At 40.0% G+C, this 17,309-nt stretch carries 15 protein-coding genes and 4 tRNA genes; 9 read left to right on the forward strand and 10 right to left on the reverse strand.

All coding sequences use genetic code 11. The features are described from left to right. Positions 1–147 precede the first annotated feature (147 nt). From OCV82_RS09750 to OCV82_RS09775, 6 genes are all read left to right on the forward strand, one after another. A tRNA-Pro gene (locus OCV82_RS09750) sits at positions 148–222 on the forward strand. A 35-nt stretch (positions 223–257) separates the two neighbouring features. Then, positions 258–332 (forward strand) — tRNA-Pro (locus OCV82_RS09755). Between the two features lie 43 nt (positions 333–375). Then, positions 376–450: transfer RNA gene (locus OCV82_RS09760), tRNA-Pro, on the forward strand. 44 nt (positions 451–494) lie between these two features. Next, positions 495–569, forward strand: a tRNA-Pro gene (locus tag OCV82_RS09765). Positions 570–613: 44 nt separating this feature from the next. Beyond that, positions 614–2,119: a TrkH family potassium uptake protein gene (locus OCV82_RS09770; RefSeq protein WP_154044223.1), complete on the forward strand. Its 1,506-nt coding sequence runs from the start codon at positions 614–616 to the stop codon at positions 2,117–2,119. 129 nt (positions 2,120–2,248) lie between these two features. After that, positions 2,249–2,899, forward strand: a complete 651-nt coding sequence (locus OCV82_RS09775) for a carbohydrate-binding family 9-like protein (RefSeq protein ID WP_154044224.1) — start codon at positions 2,249–2,251, stop codon at positions 2,897–2,899. Between the two features lie 67 nt (positions 2,900–2,966). Here the strand turns inward: OCV82_RS09775 and OCV82_RS09780 are convergent, their stop codons facing one another. The 4 genes from OCV82_RS09780 to OCV82_RS09795 form a co-directional block, all read right to left on the reverse strand. Continuing rightward, positions 2,967–3,377 carry a secondary thiamine-phosphate synthase enzyme YjbQ gene (locus tag OCV82_RS09780; protein ID WP_154044225.1) on the reverse strand — a complete coding sequence of 137 codons (411 nt, stop codon included), beginning with the start codon at positions 3,375–3,377 and terminating at the stop codon, positions 2,967–2,969. Between the two features lie 4 nt (positions 3,378–3,381). Further along, on the reverse strand, positions 3,382–5,487 hold the full coding sequence (locus OCV82_RS09785; RefSeq protein ID WP_154044226.1) for a S9 family peptidase: 2,106 nt from the start codon (positions 5,485–5,487) through the stop codon (positions 3,382–3,384). A gap of 95 nt (positions 5,488–5,582) precedes the next feature. Then, complete coding sequence (gene yidC, locus OCV82_RS09790; RefSeq protein WP_154044227.1) at positions 5,583–7,439, reverse strand: membrane protein insertase YidC; 1,857 nt, start codon at positions 7,437–7,439, stop codon at positions 5,583–5,585. Between the two features lie 21 nt (positions 7,440–7,460). Continuing rightward, positions 7,461–9,059: a CTP synthase gene (locus OCV82_RS09795; RefSeq protein ID WP_154044228.1), complete on the reverse strand. Its 1,599-nt coding sequence runs from the start codon at positions 9,057–9,059 to the stop codon at positions 7,461–7,463. A gap of 307 nt (positions 9,060–9,366) precedes the next feature. Here OCV82_RS09795 and OCV82_RS09800 point away from each other — a divergent pair, with 307 nt between their 5' ends. From OCV82_RS09800 to OCV82_RS09810, 3 genes are read left to right on the forward strand one after another with little or no spacing between them, the layout of a single operon-like run. Further along, complete coding sequence (locus OCV82_RS09800; RefSeq protein ID WP_154044229.1) at positions 9,367–10,881, forward strand: DUF3078 domain-containing protein; 1,515 nt, start codon at positions 9,367–9,369, stop codon at positions 10,879–10,881. 22 nt (positions 10,882–10,903) lie between these two features. Then, positions 10,904–11,536 carry a trimeric intracellular cation channel family protein gene (locus OCV82_RS09805; RefSeq protein WP_375338092.1) on the forward strand — a complete coding sequence of 211 codons (633 nt, stop codon included), beginning with the start codon at positions 10,904–10,906 and terminating at the stop codon, positions 11,534–11,536. Then, positions 11,526–12,362: an N-acetylmuramoyl-L-alanine amidase-like domain-containing protein gene (locus OCV82_RS09810; RefSeq protein ID WP_154044230.1), complete on the forward strand. Its 837-nt coding sequence runs from the start codon at positions 11,526–11,528 to the stop codon at positions 12,360–12,362. The genes OCV82_RS09805 and OCV82_RS09810 overlap by 11 nt, the downstream gene beginning before the upstream one ends. A 37-nt stretch (positions 12,363–12,399) precedes the next feature. Here OCV82_RS09810 and OCV82_RS09815 read toward each other — a convergent pair whose 3' ends face one another. The 6 genes from OCV82_RS09815 to pyrB form a co-directional block, all read right to left on the reverse strand. Beyond that, a complete protein-coding gene (locus OCV82_RS09815) occupies positions 12,400–13,116 on the reverse strand; it encodes an OmpA family protein (RefSeq protein ID WP_154044231.1) in 717 nt (238 codons plus the stop codon). A gap of 93 nt (positions 13,117–13,209) precedes the next feature. Continuing rightward, positions 13,210–14,490 carry a serine hydroxymethyltransferase gene (glyA, locus tag OCV82_RS09820; protein WP_154044232.1) on the reverse strand — a complete coding sequence of 427 codons (1,281 nt, stop codon included), beginning with the start codon at positions 14,488–14,490 and terminating at the stop codon, positions 13,210–13,212. A gap of 42 nt (positions 14,491–14,532) precedes the next feature. Continuing rightward, entirely contained in the window at positions 14,533–15,261 is a 729-nt protein-coding gene (locus OCV82_RS09825; RefSeq protein WP_235340824.1) for a porin family protein, read from the reverse strand. Between the two features lie 7 nt (positions 15,262–15,268). Continuing rightward, entirely contained in the window at positions 15,269–15,835 is a 567-nt protein-coding gene (locus tag OCV82_RS09830; RefSeq protein WP_154044233.1) for a flavin reductase family protein, read from the reverse strand. Between the two features lie 2 nt (positions 15,836–15,837). Beyond that, a complete protein-coding gene (pyrI, locus tag OCV82_RS09835; protein WP_204400978.1) occupies positions 15,838–16,296 on the reverse strand; it encodes an aspartate carbamoyltransferase regulatory subunit in 459 nt (152 codons plus the stop codon). A 26-nt stretch (positions 16,297–16,322) separates the two neighbouring features. After that, the gene (gene pyrB / locus OCV82_RS09840; protein WP_154044235.1) at positions 16,323–17,264 is read right to left on the reverse strand and encodes an aspartate carbamoyltransferase; all 942 of its coding nucleotides are present in this window, start codon (positions 17,262–17,264) and stop codon (positions 16,323–16,325) included. Positions 17,265–17,309: the final 45 nt, after the last annotated feature.

Raw genomic sequence — 17,309 nt, forward strand, 5'->3', positions numbered from 1 at the left:
TTTATAAAAACGCTTTGTCGTTTTAAACAAAATGCTTTGTCATTCGATTTAAAACGACAAAGCATTTTTTTGAAAAAAGATTGTACAAACTATTGCTTGTTTAAAAATAAACATGTATCTTTGCACCGCATTTGAGAAAAACGCCTTCGGGGTGTAGCGCAGTCCGGTTAGCGCACCTGCTTTGGGAGCAGGGGGTCCCAGGTTCGAATCCTGGTACCCCGACAAGGTAAAAGAAATCAAATATGCAAAAACATCTTCGGGGTGTAGCGCAGTCCGGTTAGCGCACCTGCTTTGGGAGCAGGGGGTCCCAGGTTCGAATCCTGGTACCCCGACAAGATGAGAAAGAAGATGTATCTTCAAAATATCAGACACTTTCGGGGTGTAGCGCAGTCCGGTTAGCGCACCTGCTTTGGGAGCAGGGGGTCCCAGGTTCGAATCCTGGTACCCCGACAAAATGAAAGAAGATACATATCTTTAAAATATTAATAAACTTTCGGGGTGTAGCGCAGTCCGGTTAGCGCACCTGCTTTGGGAGCAGGGGGTCCCAGGTTCGAATCCTGGTACCCCGACGGATAGAAGAGGCTTATGGCCTCTTTTTTAATTTATAAACGATATGGAAGACTTCATCAGTACACAAATGCATGTCGAAGACGGTCGTGGTCATAGCCTGTTGAACCGTAAAATGATATTCAGAATCTTGGGCATACTTCTTTATCTTGAGGGGATGATGTTTTTGGTGTGCACTTTGGTTTCTCTTTTCTATAATGAAAGTGACTATATATATTTTGTATATTCCATGCTAATAAATTTTGGTGTTGGGAGTATATTGTTTTTCTTTGGTAAGAATGCCGATAAAAGACTTTCACGCAGAGACGGATATTGTATCGTTGCTTTTACATGGCTCTTTTTTACACTCTTTGGTATGCTGCCGTTCTATATAAGTGGCAGTATCCCTTCTGTGACTGACGCGTTTTTTGAAACCATGTCAGGATTTACCACTACAGGTGCGTCAATACTTGATAATATAGAGTCTTTGTCTCATGGAATGTTGTTTTGGCGAAGTTTTACTCAATGGATCGGAGGACTTGGTATAGTATTTTTCACGATAGCAATATTGCCTATATTCGGAGTGGGAAACCAGGTACTTTTCTCTGCCGAAGCTACTGGGGTAAATCATGATAAAATCCATCCTAAGATAAGTAAGATGGCAAAGGGATTGTGGATGGTTTATCTGGTTCTTACTGCGGTAGAGGCCATTCTTTTGTGGTTTGGTGGTATGGGAGTATTTGACGCCGTATGCCATTCGTTTACATCTACTGCAACAGGAGGATTTTCTACTAAACAGAGTAGTGTTGCCTATTGGAATTCTCCTTTTATAGAATATGTGATAACCATATTTACAATGCTGGCTGCAATAAACTATTCTCTTTATTTCCTCATTCTGAAAGGAAAAACTTTCAGGTGGTTTAAGGATGCGGAAACCAGATTTTTCCTGATATCTGTAGGTGTTGTCACTGCAATAATAACTTTTGCATTGTATTTCATAAAAGGATATGGTCTTGAACTGGCATTCCGTCGTGCTTTTTTCCAGGTTGTAACAATCCATACTTCATGTGGATATGCCACAGATGATTATTCTACATGGCCACATTTTACGCTTATACTTATAGTTTATATAATGTTTGCGGGTGGTTGTACGGGTTCTACGGCTGGAGGAATGAAATCAATGCGTCTGCTCATTATTCTTCAGAATGTGAAGAATGAATTCAACAGGCTAATGCACCCACGTGCCGTGCTTCCAGTTAAGGTTAACGGTCAGTCCGTTTCTACTTCTACTATATCGACGGTAACAACATTTGCAATGCTTTACTTAATATGTACATTTGTAGGTTGGTTTATCTTTATGGTAATAGGTCTTGAAATGACTGAAGCCATGGGAATTGCTGTATCCAGTATAGGTAATGTTGGGCCGGGTTTTGGAAGTTTTGGACCAGCATTTTCATGGAGTGCTCTTCCTGATGCGGCAAAATGGGTTTCTTCTTTTTTAATGTTGATCGGCCGTCTTGAGCTTTTCGGTATATTGTTGATGTTTGCTCCTAGTTTTTGGGAGAAAAGATAAAATCAAGATAAGTAAGGAAATATATTTATAATATTAAAGCTTAAATCTTAAATTATTGAAGAATAGGTGCGGCAGTTGCGAAAATATTGCTATATTTGCAAAGTACCATATGTCTAAACTTTATTAATAATGAAAGAAATTACAGTTAAGAAGGTTGCCGGTGGCGTAGAAAGCGCTGAACAGGTAGGTAAACTGATGAATGATTTGTCGGTAAACTTCAATTCTATTGATGTTGTTAATTGGTCTGATTTCCCTTATTCTCCTGATGTAAAATTCAGAGTATTACATACCGGTGATGCTATTCTGCTAAATTTTGTAGTTTCAGAGGCAAGTGTGAGAGCTGTTGCTTCTGCCGATTTAGGTAGAGTTTGGGAAGATTCATGTTGTGAGTTTTTTGTAAACTTTGAAGGAGAGGAAGAATATTATAACTTTGAATGTAACTGTGCATGCAAACTGCTTGTTAATTACGGAAAGAAAGGTGACAGACACCATGCTCCTCAGAATGTTCTTGAAAATGTGAAAAGATGGTCTTCATTGGGAAACGATCCGTTTGAAGAGCGTATAGGTGATTGCAGCTGGGAACTTTCGCTGATTATTCCTGCATCATCACTTTTCAAGCATGACGTAAAAGATTTGTCAGGAATGACTCTTCGTGGTAATTTCTATAAGTGTGGCGACCTGCTTCAGACTCCGCATTTCCTTTCATGGAGTCCGATAAACTTGCCTCAACCTTGTTTCCACTGTCCTGAGTTTTTCGGAAAACTTGTTTTTGAAAAATAAAATTTGTTCGTAAATAAAAGCCAAGAGACCATTCCAAGTTTATTTTGAGACGGTCTCTTGGCTTTTATTATGATATTATCGTCGCTACGATTTTACGTGCTCCTCCGGAATATCTGAACTCGCAAAGATATATGCCTTGCCATGTTCCCAGGTTTAGCCGTCCGTTTGTAATCGGGATGGTTATTGAGACTCCTGTCAAGCTCGATTTTGCATGGCTTGGCATGTCGTCTTCACCTTCGTCTGTATGACTATAGTAAGGCTCGTTAGTCTTTACAAGGCGATTATAAATCTGTTCCATATCTGAGCGTACGCTTGGATCGTAATTTTCGTTTATACTCAGTGCGCAGCTTGTATGTTTTACGAAGAGGTTCAGTATTCCCTGTTCAGGCAGTACAGGGAGGTTTTTCATTATCTCCTGTGTCACCAGATGAAATCCTTTCCTCTTCGGACTGAGTGAAAATTCAACTTGCTGTACCATGATATTACTTCTTCAACCATTTGTCCAACCATGCGAAGAATGTGCGTTGCCACAAAACTCCATTCTGTGGTTTCAGCACCCAGTGGTTTTCATCAGGGAAAACAAGTAGCTGTGCAGGAACTCCTCTCAGTTTGGCAGCATTGAAGGCTGCCATTCCCTGTGAAGCAAGAATACGGTAGTCTTTTTCACCATGGATGCATAGGATAGGGGTATCCCATTTCTCAACAAAGAGGTGAGGAGAGTTTGCGTAACTACGTTTTACTGCAGGATTTTCAGTTTCCCAGTAAGCACCTCCCAGATCCCAGTTAGTGAACCAGAGTTCTTCTGTTTCAAGATACTGCTGCTCCATGTTGAAGAAACCATCGTGTGCAATAAATGCCTTGAAACGTTTGTTGTGGTGTCCGGCAAGCCAGTAAACCGAATAACCTCCGAAACTTGCACCAACGCATCCTAAACGGTCTTTGTCAACATATGGTTCTTTTGCTATATCGTCTATTGCACTCAAATAATCGTCCATACAGTGGCCGCCGTAGTTAGTGCTAATATCTTCAAGCCATTCCATACCGAAACCCGGAAGTCCGCGGCGGTTAGGGGCTATGATTATATAGTCGTTGGCTGCCATAATCTGGAAGTTCCATCTGTAGCTCCAGAACTGGCTGACAGGGCTTTGAGGACCTCCCTGACAGAACAGAAGGGTAGGGTATTTTTTGTTTGGATTGAAATCGGCAGGATATATAACCCATGAAAGCATCTGTTTGCCGTCAACTGTCTTTGTCCATCTCGGCTCAACTTTACCTGTTTTGAGCTGGCTGAAGATATGGTCGTTTTCTTTTGTTATACGGCTTACTGAGTTATTATCGTTCAGTGATACAGTATAAAGTTCATCAGCTTCGCTTATTGAGTGACGTTTTGTCAACAGCTGTCCGTCATTAAGTAATGCTACTGAAGCATAGTCGTACATACCGTCAGTCAGTTTGTTTACTTCACCATTAATGTTAGTGTTGTAAATCATGCTTGTTCCGTGCCAAACACCAGTGAAGTATAGTGTCTTGCTATCATTTGCCCAGCAGTATGAATCAACACTCGATTCGAATGATTCTGTGACGTATGTTTTTTTGCCACTGGCCAGTTCCATTACGCAAAGGCGGTTGCGGTCACTTTCATATCCGTCGCGTTCCATACTTTGCCATGCAATCATTGTTCCGTCTGGTGAGAACAGAGGATTTGTGTCGTACCCCATGTTCTTGTCATTTGCATCTTCTTTGCAAAGGTTTCTTGTTTCCTTGCTTTCGATGTTGTAAAGATAGATGTCAGAATCTGTAGAAACAGAATATTCCAAGCCTGTCTTCTTGCGGCATGTGTATGCAATCTGCTTTGAATCGTTACTCCAAGTCAGCTGCTCGATACCTCCGAAAGGTTTCATTGGCGATTCATATGGTTCACCTTCCATTATATCTGTAGCTGTACCAACTTTGTTTCCGTCAAAATCGGCTATGAAAGGATGTGGAACAGTCTGTACCCATTCATCCCAATGCTTGTACATCAGATCGTCAATCACCATACCTGTAGCTTTGTCCAGGTCAGGATATTTGTCAACTGTACGTTCTCCATATTTTACTTGTGAGATAAACAATACCTTGTTTCCGTCAGGTGAAAAACTGAAACCGTCTATTCCTCCTTCATAATCGGAAAGCTGTTTGCGTTCAGTACCGTCAGGATTCATCTCCCATATCTGACCATTTGAAAGGAATGCGAGTTTTTCTCCATTCTTGATCCATGCAGGTTCATATTCACTTGCAGCAGTAGTAGTGAGGAGCTTGTTTTCGCTTCCGTCTGCATTCATTATGTAAATGACAGTATGGCTTTTGTTCTCTTTTACGCTATAGTATGAAACTGTATATGCTATTTTCTTTCCGTCAGGCGAAACAGTTGAACTTCCTATACGTCCCATAGCCCAAAGAACTTCCGGAGTCAGACGCCCGTCTTCAATTTTTATTTCCTGTTTGCCTATTATGGTCGCTTCATTTTCGGCAGACTGTTCGGTGCTTACGCATCCTGATGTGGCTAACATTAATGTAGCAGCAGTCATTGTGATTAGGTTTTTATTCATTGTTGTATTTTTTATGTGTTTTACAATAAAAAATATTGTCATCCAGAGAGAACATCTTATCTCTGAATGACAATATTATTATCGGTGTCAGAATGTTATTTCTTGTTCATTCTCTCCTGGCGTTCTTTCTGAAGGCGTTCCTGCTCTTTCTGCAAAGCCTCAAGTCTTGACAACAGGCTGCTCTGTTTCATCTGAGCCGGATTTTTCTTGTTTGCTTCAAGTTGTGCAAGGAGTTTCTTTTCGTCAGTAACCTTGTACATGATCCATGTAGTGAGGATACCAATCAAACTTGATATGAAGTAGTAATAACTCAATCCTGATGCATATTCGTTGAATATGAAGAAGAACATCACAGGCATGATGTACATCATCCATTTCATTGCCGCCATCTGAGGATTATCACCCATATTCTGCTGTTTCATCATAACCAGCTGGTTGATAATTGTTGTAACACTGAACAACAAACAGAACAGACTCAAGTGATTACCCAAAAGAGGTATTGAAGTGCTCCAGCTAATCAAGTCATCGTAAGCAGAAAGGTCATCTGCCCAAAGGAAACTTTGCTGGCGCAATTCTATTGCGTTCGGAACAAAGAAGAACAATGCCATGAACACCGGTGTCTGAAGCAGCATAGGCAGACATCCTCCCATCGGGCTTACTCCGTACTGGCTGTAAAGTGCCATTGTTTCCTGTTGTTTCTTCAGTGCATCTTCCTGTTTCGGATATTTCTGATTAATCTTTTCTACGTATGGTTTCAATGCTCTCATCTTAGCTGATGAAATGAATGATTTCCATGTTGTAGGAAGAACCAGAACCTTAACGATGATAGTCATAAGCAGGATAACCATACCCATGCTCAGTCCCCAGCTTGACAACCAGTCGAACAGGTTGATTGTGAACCAGCGATTTATCCAGCGGATAATAGGCCATCCCAGATAAACCAGGTCTTCAAGTTCCTGATCTTTGTCTGCAAAACTCAAATCGTTGCTTGCAAGGAGAGTCTTGAAGTGGTTAGGTCCGAAATAGAACTGGAAGTTGCTTGGCTGCGCACCTGTAGGGTCGAAAGCAGTCTGCATGTCTGCATGATAGTTCTTCATGTAGCCGCTGCCTTTCTGTTCCATTTTCGATTCCAATGTAGCGTTCTCAAAATTTTTCTCAGCCATGAACACGCATGAGAAGTATTGGTTTTTGAAAGCTACCCAGTCAAGAACTTCTTTGATGGATTCTTTTTCATCCTTAGCCTTGTCAAGATTGTCGAAGTTGTCATCTACAGGCTTATATGTCAAAGAAGTGTACTGCTGTTCGAAAGTATAACCCTTCTCCATTTGGCGTGCTCTCTGCTTCCAGTCGATAGTCATGGTCTTGACAGAAGGCGAGAAGAAATTCTGCATTCCTGTAGCCTGTACTGTAAAGTTCACCATGTATGAATTTGGAATAAGCTTGTAGCAGAAATCCAGATGACCGCCATTAGCGGCGTTCAGTCGCATTGTTACTGTACTGTCTGTTACGTTTGTTGCATCGAAATACATCTGGCTACTCATGATATTTTCATTTTTGCCTTCTAATCCGATATTTAACGAAGCGTCAGTACCGTCGAACAGTACAAGCGGTTCTTTCTTCTGGTCTTTATATTCCTTTAATACAGCTTTACTGACACGTCCTCCCTTATTTGATATTGTCAAATCAATAAGATCATTACTCAAAGTAATGAATTGTTCAGTTCCTTTTGTAGCATTAAAGAAGATAGAAGTAGAGTCAACCATCATAGCCTTTTGTTCGGCTGCGGCTTCCTGTTTCTGCATCAGCTCTTCTTTCTGCTTGATTACTTGCTGTATAGAATCCTGATAATGTTGCGCACGAGCTCTTTCTTCCTGATTAGGAGTGTTATATATACCAAAACCAATTATAACAGCTCCAATCAAGACGAAGCCTACTAACGTGTTTTTATCCATTTTTTCTTAGTAGTTTATTAATTACTTTTCAATAGCTGCTTTAATGAATGACAAGAACAATGGATGTGGTTTCAGAACAGTACTGCTGTATTCAGGGTGGAACTGAACACCTACAAACCATTTCAGAGCAGGTATTTCTACGATTTCAACCAAATCTGATTCAGGGTTGATACCTGTACACTTCATTCCTGCCTTAATATATTCTTCCTTGTAGTCATTGTTGAACTCATAGCGGTGACGGTGACGTTCCTGAATGTGTTCGCTCTGGTAAGCTTCATATGCTTTTGAATCTTTGTCGAGTACACATTCATAAGCTCCAAGACGCATTGTTCCACCCATGTTAGTAACAGATTTCTGTTCTTCCATGATGTCAATAACATTGTGAGGAGTCTTTTCGTCCATTTCACGGCTGTTTGCATCTTCGTAGCCAAGTACGTTTCTTGCAAATTCGATAGCCATACACTGCATACCAAGGCAAATACCGAATGTAGGAACATTGTGTGTACGGCAATATTTGATTGCAACAAATTTACCTTCGATACCGCGCTGTCCGAATCCCGGGCAGATGATAACACCGTCCATGTCTTTCAGAGCTTCGGCAATATTGTCATCAGTAAGCTTTTCACTGTTCACGAAATGAATGTCTGCCTTGTGGTCGTTGTAAGTAGCAGCCTGTGACAATGCTTCAAGAATAGATTTGTAAGCATCCTGCAAATCGTATTTGCCGACCAATGCAATTCTTACCTTTTCTGTAGCGTTGTATCTGCGGTTCAGGAAGTCTTTCCAAGGACCAAGGCTAGGTGTTTCGCCTACAGGCAATCCCATCTTTTCAAGAATTGTAACATCAAGTTTCTGTTCCTGCATGCGGAGAGGAACTTCGTAGATTGTAGGCATATCCTTTGACTGGATTACAGCATTCTCGTCAACATTGCAGAACAATGCTACTTTCTTTCTCAATCCAAGGCTCAGTTCATGTTCTGTACGTAATACGAGAATATCAGGCTGGATACCTACAGACTGAAGTTCTTTTACAGAGTGCTGTGTCGGTTTTGTTTTCAATTCGCCGGCAGCAGCAAGATAAGGAACGTATGTCAGGTGAACACACAAGGCGTTTCTGCCAAGTTCCCACTTCAACTGACGGATACTTTCAAGGTATGGCAATGATTCGATATCACCTACAGTACCACCAATTTCTGTTATAACGAAATCAAACTGGTTTTTGTTACCAAGTAATTTAACATTACGTTTAATTTCATCAGTGATATGAGGGATAATCTGTATAGTCTTTCCCAAATAGTCACCGCGACGTTCTTTGTCAATTACGCTTTTGTAAATACGTCCTGTGGTAATGTTGTTGGCCTTAGTAGTCTGGATACCAAGGAAACGTTCATAATGTCCAAGGTCAAGATCGGCTTCATGTCCGTCAACTGTAACGTAGCATTCTCCGTGCTCGTACGGATTCAGAGTACCCGGGTCAATGTTTATGTACGGGTCGAACTTTTGGATAGTCACGCTGTAGCCTCTTGCTTGCAGCAATTTACCTATTGAAGATGAAATGATACCTTTACCTAATGAAGAGGCAACACCACCTGTTACGAAAATGTACTTTGTTTCTGCCACAATAATGTATGTTTAAAAATTTGATTCAATAAGAAATATTTCTACAAGTGTGCAAATTTATAAAAAAAAGCCGAAAGTCAAGGAGTAAAAAGGCAAAACATTATTAATTGTGCAAGAAGTTTCATTCTTGTTACATATTTCCATGATATATAATATAGTATAAAAGAAATATTTGTATTTTTGCGATAAGTTTAAACACAAAAATATAACGATGAAATCATTAACTGTTTTATTATTATTGGCATCTCTATTTGTTAATAGTTTTTTATTTGATTATTCTTTTGCTTCAGATTTAAAAGGATATTCTATGGTGCAGGATTCAATCATTACTCTTTCTCCTGATTCTGTAATTGATATTGATTTATTGTTGAATGATACAACCATATTTAAGGAAGTAAAAGATAGTATAAACAATGATACATTGGCGATTGATTCAATAAAGGCTGATTCTTTGTTGAAGTCAAATGTTGACACTGTTTTGGTTAAGAAATCAGATACAATCGCCAAGAAAGTCGTTCCGCAAAAGCCTGTTGTGGTTATTCCAAAGTCGGTTATAGAACTCAATAAAATATATTCTGACTACAGAAAATATTCGGAATGGGCACAAGAAAGATGGGATGATATTTATCTCTCGTTGTCGGAGATAGATATGAAGTCTGATTATTATAAATTCGTAGTGCCTCTTACATATTATTCCAAGTCATTTGATCAGGCTTCAAGCATTGATTCGTGGTTCCCGCGAGATATACTTGTGAATGACTCTTTGCGTAAGGCGTCAATGTTGGAAATCGGTATGCCTCATATGCAGATATCATCCGAGGTAGATAGACGTATCAATAGACAGTTGCTTGATTTTTATGTGCAATATCCGCAATTGGTAAAAAAGAACGAGACTAGCTTGAGAGGACTTGATTTTATGTCTTCCGAAGACATGACTTCAGCGCATCGTGAAGATAATATCATAAGTCTGATACAGAACAATGCCGGTTTTGATCAAATGTCTGATTCTGAATTATTGGTGTTGAAGCCTAATTTCTGGTCATATGGAGGAAACGGATATCTTCAGTTCTCACAAAACTATATTTCTGAAAACTGGTATAAAGGAGGTGAAAGTACTAAATCGCTTGTTTCCGGATTTACATGGCAGGTAAAATACGATGATAAGCAGAAAACACAGTTTGAAACAAAATTGGAATGGAAGCTCGGATTTATAACAGCGCCATCCGATACGGTACATACATATAAAGCCAACAACGACTTGCTGCGTCTTACATCTAAGTTGGGATATAAGGCGATACAAAATTGGTATTATACACTCTCTGGTGAATTCCAGACACAGTTCTTCTCAAACTACGCTACTAATTCGGACGATCTGGTATCTGCTTTACTTTCACCGGCTACTCTTAACATTGGTCTTGGTATGGACTATAAGTTTGTAAAAGATGGAAAAGTAGATTTGTCTGTACTGCTTAACCCTATAAACTACACTTTGTATAGTGTAAGGAGTGATAAGGTAGATCCTACGAAATTTAATATCGAAGAAGGTCATAAGCGTGAAAATGTATTAGGTTCGCGTATTAATGCCACTTTGACATGGAAAATTATCCCGTCATTATTGTGGGAATCGAAATTCTCTTATACAACCAATTACGAGAAGGTGTTCAGTGAATGGGAAAATACTTTCACGTTTGTAGTGAATAAGTACTTATCTACAAAACTGTTTGTTCACGCAAGATATGACGATGGGGTAACCAAAGAGCCTGATGAAAGTTATTTCCAGCTGCAGGAACTGTTTAGTTTTGGTTTGAATTATACATGGTGATTTTTATAATTTGTAATTATATATGTTTGAAATTCCATCTTTTGTTGAGATACTTGATTTTATAGGAACTTTTGCTTTTGCAATAAGTGGTATCAGATTGGCTTCTGCAAAAAGTTTTGACTGGTTTGGCGCTTATGTGGTTGGTCTTGCAACGGCTATTGGCGGTGGTACATTACGTGACTTGCTTCTAGATGTAACCCCTGCCTGGATGATCGATCCTATGTATCTTATCTGTACGGCTTTGGCAATGTTTTTTGTCATACTGTTTCGTCAATATCTTATACATCTTAATAATACATTTTTTATATTCGACAGTATAGGTTTGGCATTGTTTACAGTGGTAGGTGCTACAAAAAGTCTTGATTTAGGATATTCGTTTTGGGTAGCGATAATCATGGGAAGCATTACAGGTGCTGCCGGTGGAGTCATTCGTGATGTTTTCATCAATGAAATTCCGCTTATATTCCGAAAGGAAATATATGCCATGGCATGCGTGGTAGGTGGAATCGTTTTATGGTTATGTTCTATTGTAGGTTTTGAAAGCTATATTTCGCAAATAGCTTGCGGAGCTACAGTCTTTATAGTTCGTATAATAGCAGTCAAGTATAAAATCACATTACCTATTTTGAAAGGGGAACCTGTAGATGATAAATAAACAGCTTTTTATTTTCATTGTAATATCATTGCTTGCCAATCCGGCTTTCTCCATAAGTCACGATTCATTATTTGTTGACAGTATAATAGAGAACAGTGCAAAGGCCGATTTAAAGTCAGATGCAGATAGAATAATGTTCTTTGCAAGGAGTATGATTGGGATACCTTATTGTGGAGGGACATTGGATGTCAATGAAAATGAAAGTCTGGTTGTGCGGACTGATTCGGTAGATTGCACTACATATGTAGAAACCGTACTGGCAATGTATCTGGCTTCAAAGATAGAGCATGGCGGATATGATGATTTTAAAAAAGCGCTCACCAAAATCAGATATCGTGATGGAGTGATAAAAGGATATTCGTCAAGACTGCATTATTTTTCAGACTGGGTGGCTGATAATGAAAAAAAAGGAATTTTGTATGAGGTTACATCTCGTAGTAATCACTCGCAAAGACATTTCTCTATAAATTATATGACAAAGCATCCCTTGTTGTACCGTCATTTGAAAGGAGATTCATTATCGGTAAGTGAAATGTTGCGTATAGAGGAAAAATGGAGAAATTATGATATGCCTTACATCCCAAAGGATTACCTGAAGACATATAATAATATTGATATATGTAATGGTGATATACTTGCTCTAACCACTAATATAGACGGTCTTGACGTATTGCATTTGGGATTTGCAATTTGGGTTGATGGTAATATCCATCTTCTTCATGCCTCATCTTTGTATGGTAGGGTTGTTATTGACCGTATGTCACTTTATGAGTATCTGAAAGACAGGAAAAAACATACCGGGGTAAGGGTGATAAGAGTAAAATAAAAAAAGTTGTTCAGGTTATCCTGAACAACTTTTTTTATTATTGAAGTGTACCGTTTTCGGCTTGTTTGATCATTTCTTCACTGGCATACATATAAATTTCAACACGTCTGTTTTCCTGACGTCCAGCTTCTGTATTGTTGCTGGCAACAGGATTTTCTTCACCAAGTCCTTCTACTGCTTTTATTTGGTTTCCTGATACGCCACAAGCCAGAAGATAACCCGAAACGCTTGCCGCACGTTGCTTTGATAGTTCAATGTTTTTCTGTACGCTTTCAGCAGCTGTAGAGTTTTTCCATCCAGTGTTGTCTGTGTACCCATAGATTACCACGTCCATGTTAGGGTTCTGTTTGAGTACATTGTTTGCAAAATCAGTTAATGAACTTTTTGCTGATGCACTTAATGTTGAGCTGCTGGTACTGAATAATATTCCGGAAGCAAAAGTAACTTTTACAGCTTGCAGGCCATTGTTGTCTGTCACCTGTTCCACTTGTGCGTTTTCTATTTTAGCTGCTTCTTCAGCCGCCTTGTCCATCTTCTTTCCAATCAGTACTCCGGCTCCTGTACCAACGGCAGCACCTACAGCAGCGCCGATTGCTGCACCTTTTCCATTTCCTGCCAATCCGCCGATTAAGGCTCCTAAAGCGGCTCCACTGCCACCGCCAATCATACCACCTTTAGCAGTATTGCTCATACCGCAGCTGCCCATCAAAATTCCGGCAGATAGAATTAAAGCTACATGTTTGTAATTTGTCATTGTAATTTAAATTGATTGTTTAGTTATATCCATATATACAAATGTCCGATATAATTTGTTTACATCGGACATTGATTTTTTTATTGATTTCTTTTAATAAGCGAAAATAGGGTAGTTTTTCATCTTTTCGTTTACTCTTGCTCTTACAGATGCTATCACTTCTTCGTTGTCAACATTTGAAAGAACTGTTTCTATCATTTCGGCTATTTCGTACATAAAATCTTCCTTTGCACCGCGTGTAGTGATTGCTGGTGTACCAAGACGGATTCCCGAAGTCTGGAAAGCAGAACGAGTGTCAAATGGAACCATATTCTTGTTAACTGTGATATCAGCAGATACCAAAGCCTTTTCAGCTACTTTACCTGTAAGGTCTGGGTATTTTGTTCTCAGATCGACAAGCATTGAGTGGTTGTCAGTACCACCTGATACGATAGTGAATCCTCTGTCCATAAGAGCCTGTGCCAATGCAGCAGCATTCTTCTTAACCTGCATCTGATATTCCTTATATTCAGGCTGCAGACATTCGCCGAATGCAACAGCTTTGGCTGCTATTACATGTTCCAGCGGACCACCCTGAATACCTGGGAATACAGCCGAATCCAATAATTGTGACATCATCTTGATTTCACCCTTAGGAGTTTTCTTTCCCCATGGGTTAGGGAAGTCCTTACCCATCATGATGACACCACCACGAGGGCCACGCAATGTCTTGTGAGTAGTAGAAGTCACGATATGAGCATATTTCACTGGGTTGTCAAGCAAACCGGCAGCGATAAGTCCTGCAGGATGAGCCATGTCAATCATAAGCAATGCGCCTACCTTGTCAGCAATGTCTCTCATTCTCTTATAGTCCCATTCTCTTGAATATGCAGAGCCTCCACCTACGATGAGTTTCGGTCTTTCTCTCAGAGCGATTTCTTCCATCTGGTCGTAGTCAACTCTTCCTGTTTCCTTGTTCAGGTTATATTCGCATGGAGTATAAAGTATTCCTGATGTGTTTACGGCAGAACCATGTGACAGATGTCCTCCGTGAGCAAGGTTAAGTCCCATAAACTTGTCGCCAGGGTTCAATACTGCCAAAAATACTGCAGCATTAGCCTGTGCTCCTGAGTGTGGCTGTACGTTAGCCCATTCAGCTCCGAAAATCTGTTTTAGTCTGTCAATAGCTATCTGTTCACTCTGGTCAACTACTTCACAACCTCCGTAATATCTTTTTCCTGGATATCCTTCAGCATATTTGTTAGTAAGGCATGATCCCATAGCTTCCATTACCTGGTCGCTGACGAAATTTTCCGATGCAATCAGTTCTATACCTTTAAGCTGACGCTGGTGTTCTTTTTCTATAATTCCGAAAATTAAATCATCTCTTTTCATAGTTGTGAATAATTTATTTGTTTGTAAATGGTTTTTCCCGTATTAAAATATTGCACCTACAGAGAAACTCAGAATGTTTTTACGTCTTTTAAGCGTAATTTCCTTTTCGTTATATGGTTCCGGAGTAGATGCGTGATCATATGAAACAGACTTGGTGATATTGTTGCATCCTATTTCATATCTGAAGTCAAAGAATATATTTGATATATTGACTCCTATGCCAAGTACTGCGCTGTAGTTTATAGGTTTTATATGTTCAACGATATTTTTCTGGTAGAAACCAGAGTACTCGCTGTAGCTTTGTTTTTTTATTGTCCATGCTATTTTAGGCCCAAGAAAGAACGACATCCCGTATGGATATGAATCAATAAATTTATATCCGTACAGAATTGGAACCTCCAATGACGATATTTTTGTTTTAATCAGGGCATTGTCTTCAAGTATGGTTGCATTTTCGCGCAGATTGCTCATGCTTATACTTCCATGTGAAACGGCATACGAAATTTCCGGTTGTATGAAGTGCTTTTTTATCAGATTTATTCGTGTGAAAAGAGTGGCAATATATCCCACCTTGTAGTTGTTCTGTATGTCTGTAATGTCTTGGTCTCCATATGATATTTCGTCTGTAAATGTCATAGTGGAGTTAAATCCCCCTTTAATACCTATACTAACTCTCTGCTTTTTCTCATGTCGCATGATATCTTGTGCATACAGCTGTGAACTGCATGCAATCATTACAACAGAAAATATATATATAAGTATATGTCTCATTGTCGGCTTATTTCTTCTTTTCGACCGACCATCCGAATTTACCTATTTTTTCACCCAAAGAATAATATCCGCCATGCACATACACCAATAAGTTGGATTGTGCAAGTTCGAATTTACCTGTTTCCGAATTTAGGTATTTCTCGTCGGCTTTAACGTTTACCACATCGGCTATGAACATATCGTGCGATCCCAGTGATATCACTTCTTTTACCCTGCATTCTATACAGAGTGGTGATTCTTCTATAATGGGAGCATTGACCACAGATGCTTTTCCCGGTGTTAGTTTCATTTCGCTGAACTTGTTGAAGTTCTTGCCCGATCTCACTCCGCACCAGTCTGTGGCATATGCCATATCTTTAGTGGTAAGGTTTATCACAAATTCCATATTCTTTTTCAGAATAGGATAGGAGTGCCTTTCCGGCCTTACCGATATGTAACACATAGGTGGGTTGGTACATATAGTACCTACCCACGCTACAGTAATTATATTATATTCTTCTTCACAACTGCCGCAACTCACCATTACGGCAGGAAGCGGATAAACCATTGTTCCGGGTTTCCAGTCCTGCTTCATTATCAAATAAGTTTAATATTGTCCTTCTGCTGTTCTTTTTCGCAGTAATGACATTTCAACAGTCCTTTCTCCTTGTCTGTCACGTGGAACCATGTCTGCATCGGCTCGTTGTTTGTGATACATTTAGGATTGTTGCATTTCACAATACCTTTCAGTTCGTCAGGCATGATTGCTTCTTTCTTTTCCACAACCGCATAATTTCTTATCACGTTCAGCTTGATGTTTGACGCAACTACAGAGATACGGTTGATTTCTTCGTCTGTGAAAAATTTGTCAGCTATTTTTATAATACCCTTTTTGCCTAGTTTCTTGCTCTCAAGGTTATATCCTATAGTGATATTGCTGTCCATGTCCTTCAGGTTCAGCAGGGAGACTACTGTGAAAAGTTTGTCGGACGGTATATGGTCTATAACAGTGCCGTTTTCTAGTGCGGCCACTTGGAGTTCTTTTTTCTCGTTCATAATCATTTCATGTTTATATCCTGTTATTATTTATCTGTGTCGGCTTTCACGTCATCCAGCGTGATTCCCAAAACGTCGCAGAGTATTGCCTGTCTGGCGTACAGTCCGTTTTGTGCTTGCTGGAAGTAGTAAGCCTTAGGGTTCTCGTCCACGTCGTAAGCTATTTCGTTCACTCGTGGCAGCGGGTGCAGGATACGCAGGTTGGGGCGTGTCTTGTCCAGCATCTTGTTGTTCAGAATATATACATCTTTAACTCTTTCGTACTCCATCAGGTCTGTAAAGCGTTCCCTCTGCACGCGTGTCATGTAGAGGATGTCGGCGTCTGCTATGACATCTTCGTTGAACTCCGTGTGTTCCACATATTTGATATTATGCTCCTTGCAGTAAATCTTGTATTCTTCCGGCATTTTCAGCTCGTCAGGCGCGATGAAATGGAATGTAGGATTGAAATGGCGCATGGCCATAAGCAGTGAATGTACGGTACGACCGTATTTCAAGTCTCCCACCATGTAGATGTTCAGGTTCTCCAGAGTTCCCTGAGTCTTGTATATGGAATATAAGTCCAGCATGGTTTGCGAAGGATGCTGGTTCGCTCCGTCTCCGGCATTTACTACAGGCACTTTTGTCACTTCGCTGGCATATCTTGCCGCACCTTCCAGATAGTGTCTCATAACTATTATGTCCGCATAGTTACTCACCATCATTATGGTATCCTTCAGCGTTTCGCCTTTCGATGAACTTGTCACCTTCGGGTCAGTAAATCCTATTACTTTTGCGCCCAAGCGGTTTGCGGCTGTTTCAAAACTGAGGCGTGTACGGGTAGATGGCTCAAAAAACAGTGTTGCCACTATTTTTCCGTCCAGAAGGCTACGGTTCGGCTTCTTCTCAAATTCTCTTGCCATTTCCAGAAGGTAAAGTATTTTCTCCTTGGAATGTCCGGCAATTGTAACTAAACTTCTATTTTCCATATAAGCAGTTTTATGTTATTTTTTATACCGAAGTCCAAAGGTACA

The sequence above is a fragment of the Bacteroides cellulolyticus genome, from assembly GCF_025567135.1.
GTDB lineage: Bacteria > Bacteroidota > Bacteroidia > Bacteroidales > Bacteroidaceae > Phocaeicola > Phocaeicola cellulolyticus.

Excerpts from the sequence above, each read along its gene's own strand:
- OCV82_RS09775 (WP_154044224.1), top strand. The coding sequence starts at position 2,249 with ATGAAAGAAATTACAGTTAAGAAGGTTGCCGGTGGCGTAGAAAGCGCT.
- OCV82_RS09785 (WP_154044226.1), bottom strand. The coding sequence starts at position 5,487 with ATGAATAAAAACCTAATCACAATGACTGCTGCTACATTAATGTTAGCC.
- glyA (WP_154044232.1), bottom strand. The coding sequence starts at position 14,490 with ATGAAAAGAGATGATTTAATTTTCGGAATTATAGAAAAAGAACACCAG.
- OCV82_RS09800 (WP_154044229.1), top strand. The coding sequence starts at position 9,367 with ATGGTGCAGGATTCAATCATTACTCTTTCTCCTGATTCTGTAATTGAT.
- yidC (WP_154044227.1), bottom strand. The coding sequence starts at position 7,439 with ATGGATAAAAACACGTTAGTAGGCTTCGTCTTGATTGGAGCTGTTATA.
- OCV82_RS09830 (WP_154044233.1), bottom strand. The coding sequence starts at position 15,835 with ATGAAGCAGGACTGGAAACCCGGAACAATGGTTTATCCGCTTCCTGCC.
- OCV82_RS09810 (WP_154044230.1), top strand. The coding sequence starts at position 11,526 with ATGATAAATAAACAGCTTTTTATTTTCATTGTAATATCATTGCTTGCC.
- OCV82_RS09825 (WP_235340824.1), bottom strand. The coding sequence starts at position 15,261 with ATGAGACATATACTTATATATATATTTTCTGTTGTAATGATTGCATGC.
- OCV82_RS09780 (WP_154044225.1), bottom strand. The coding sequence starts at position 3,377 with ATGGTACAGCAAGTTGAATTTTCACTCAGTCCGAAGAGGAAAGGATTT.
- pyrB (WP_154044235.1), bottom strand. The coding sequence starts at position 17,264 with ATGGAAAATAGAAGTTTAGTTACAATTGCCGGACATTCCAAGGAGAAA.
- pyrI (WP_204400978.1), bottom strand. The coding sequence starts at position 16,296 with ATGAACGAGAAAAAAGAACTCCAAGTGGCCGCACTAGAAAACGGCACT.
- OCV82_RS09770 (WP_154044223.1), top strand. The coding sequence starts at position 614 with ATGGAAGACTTCATCAGTACACAAATGCATGTCGAAGACGGTCGTGGT.
- OCV82_RS09805 (WP_375338092.1), top strand. The coding sequence starts at position 10,904 with ATGTTTGAAATTCCATCTTTTGTTGAGATACTTGATTTTATAGGAACT.
- OCV82_RS09815 (WP_154044231.1), bottom strand. The coding sequence starts at position 13,116 with ATGACAAATTACAAACATGTAGCTTTAATTCTATCTGCCGGAATTTTG.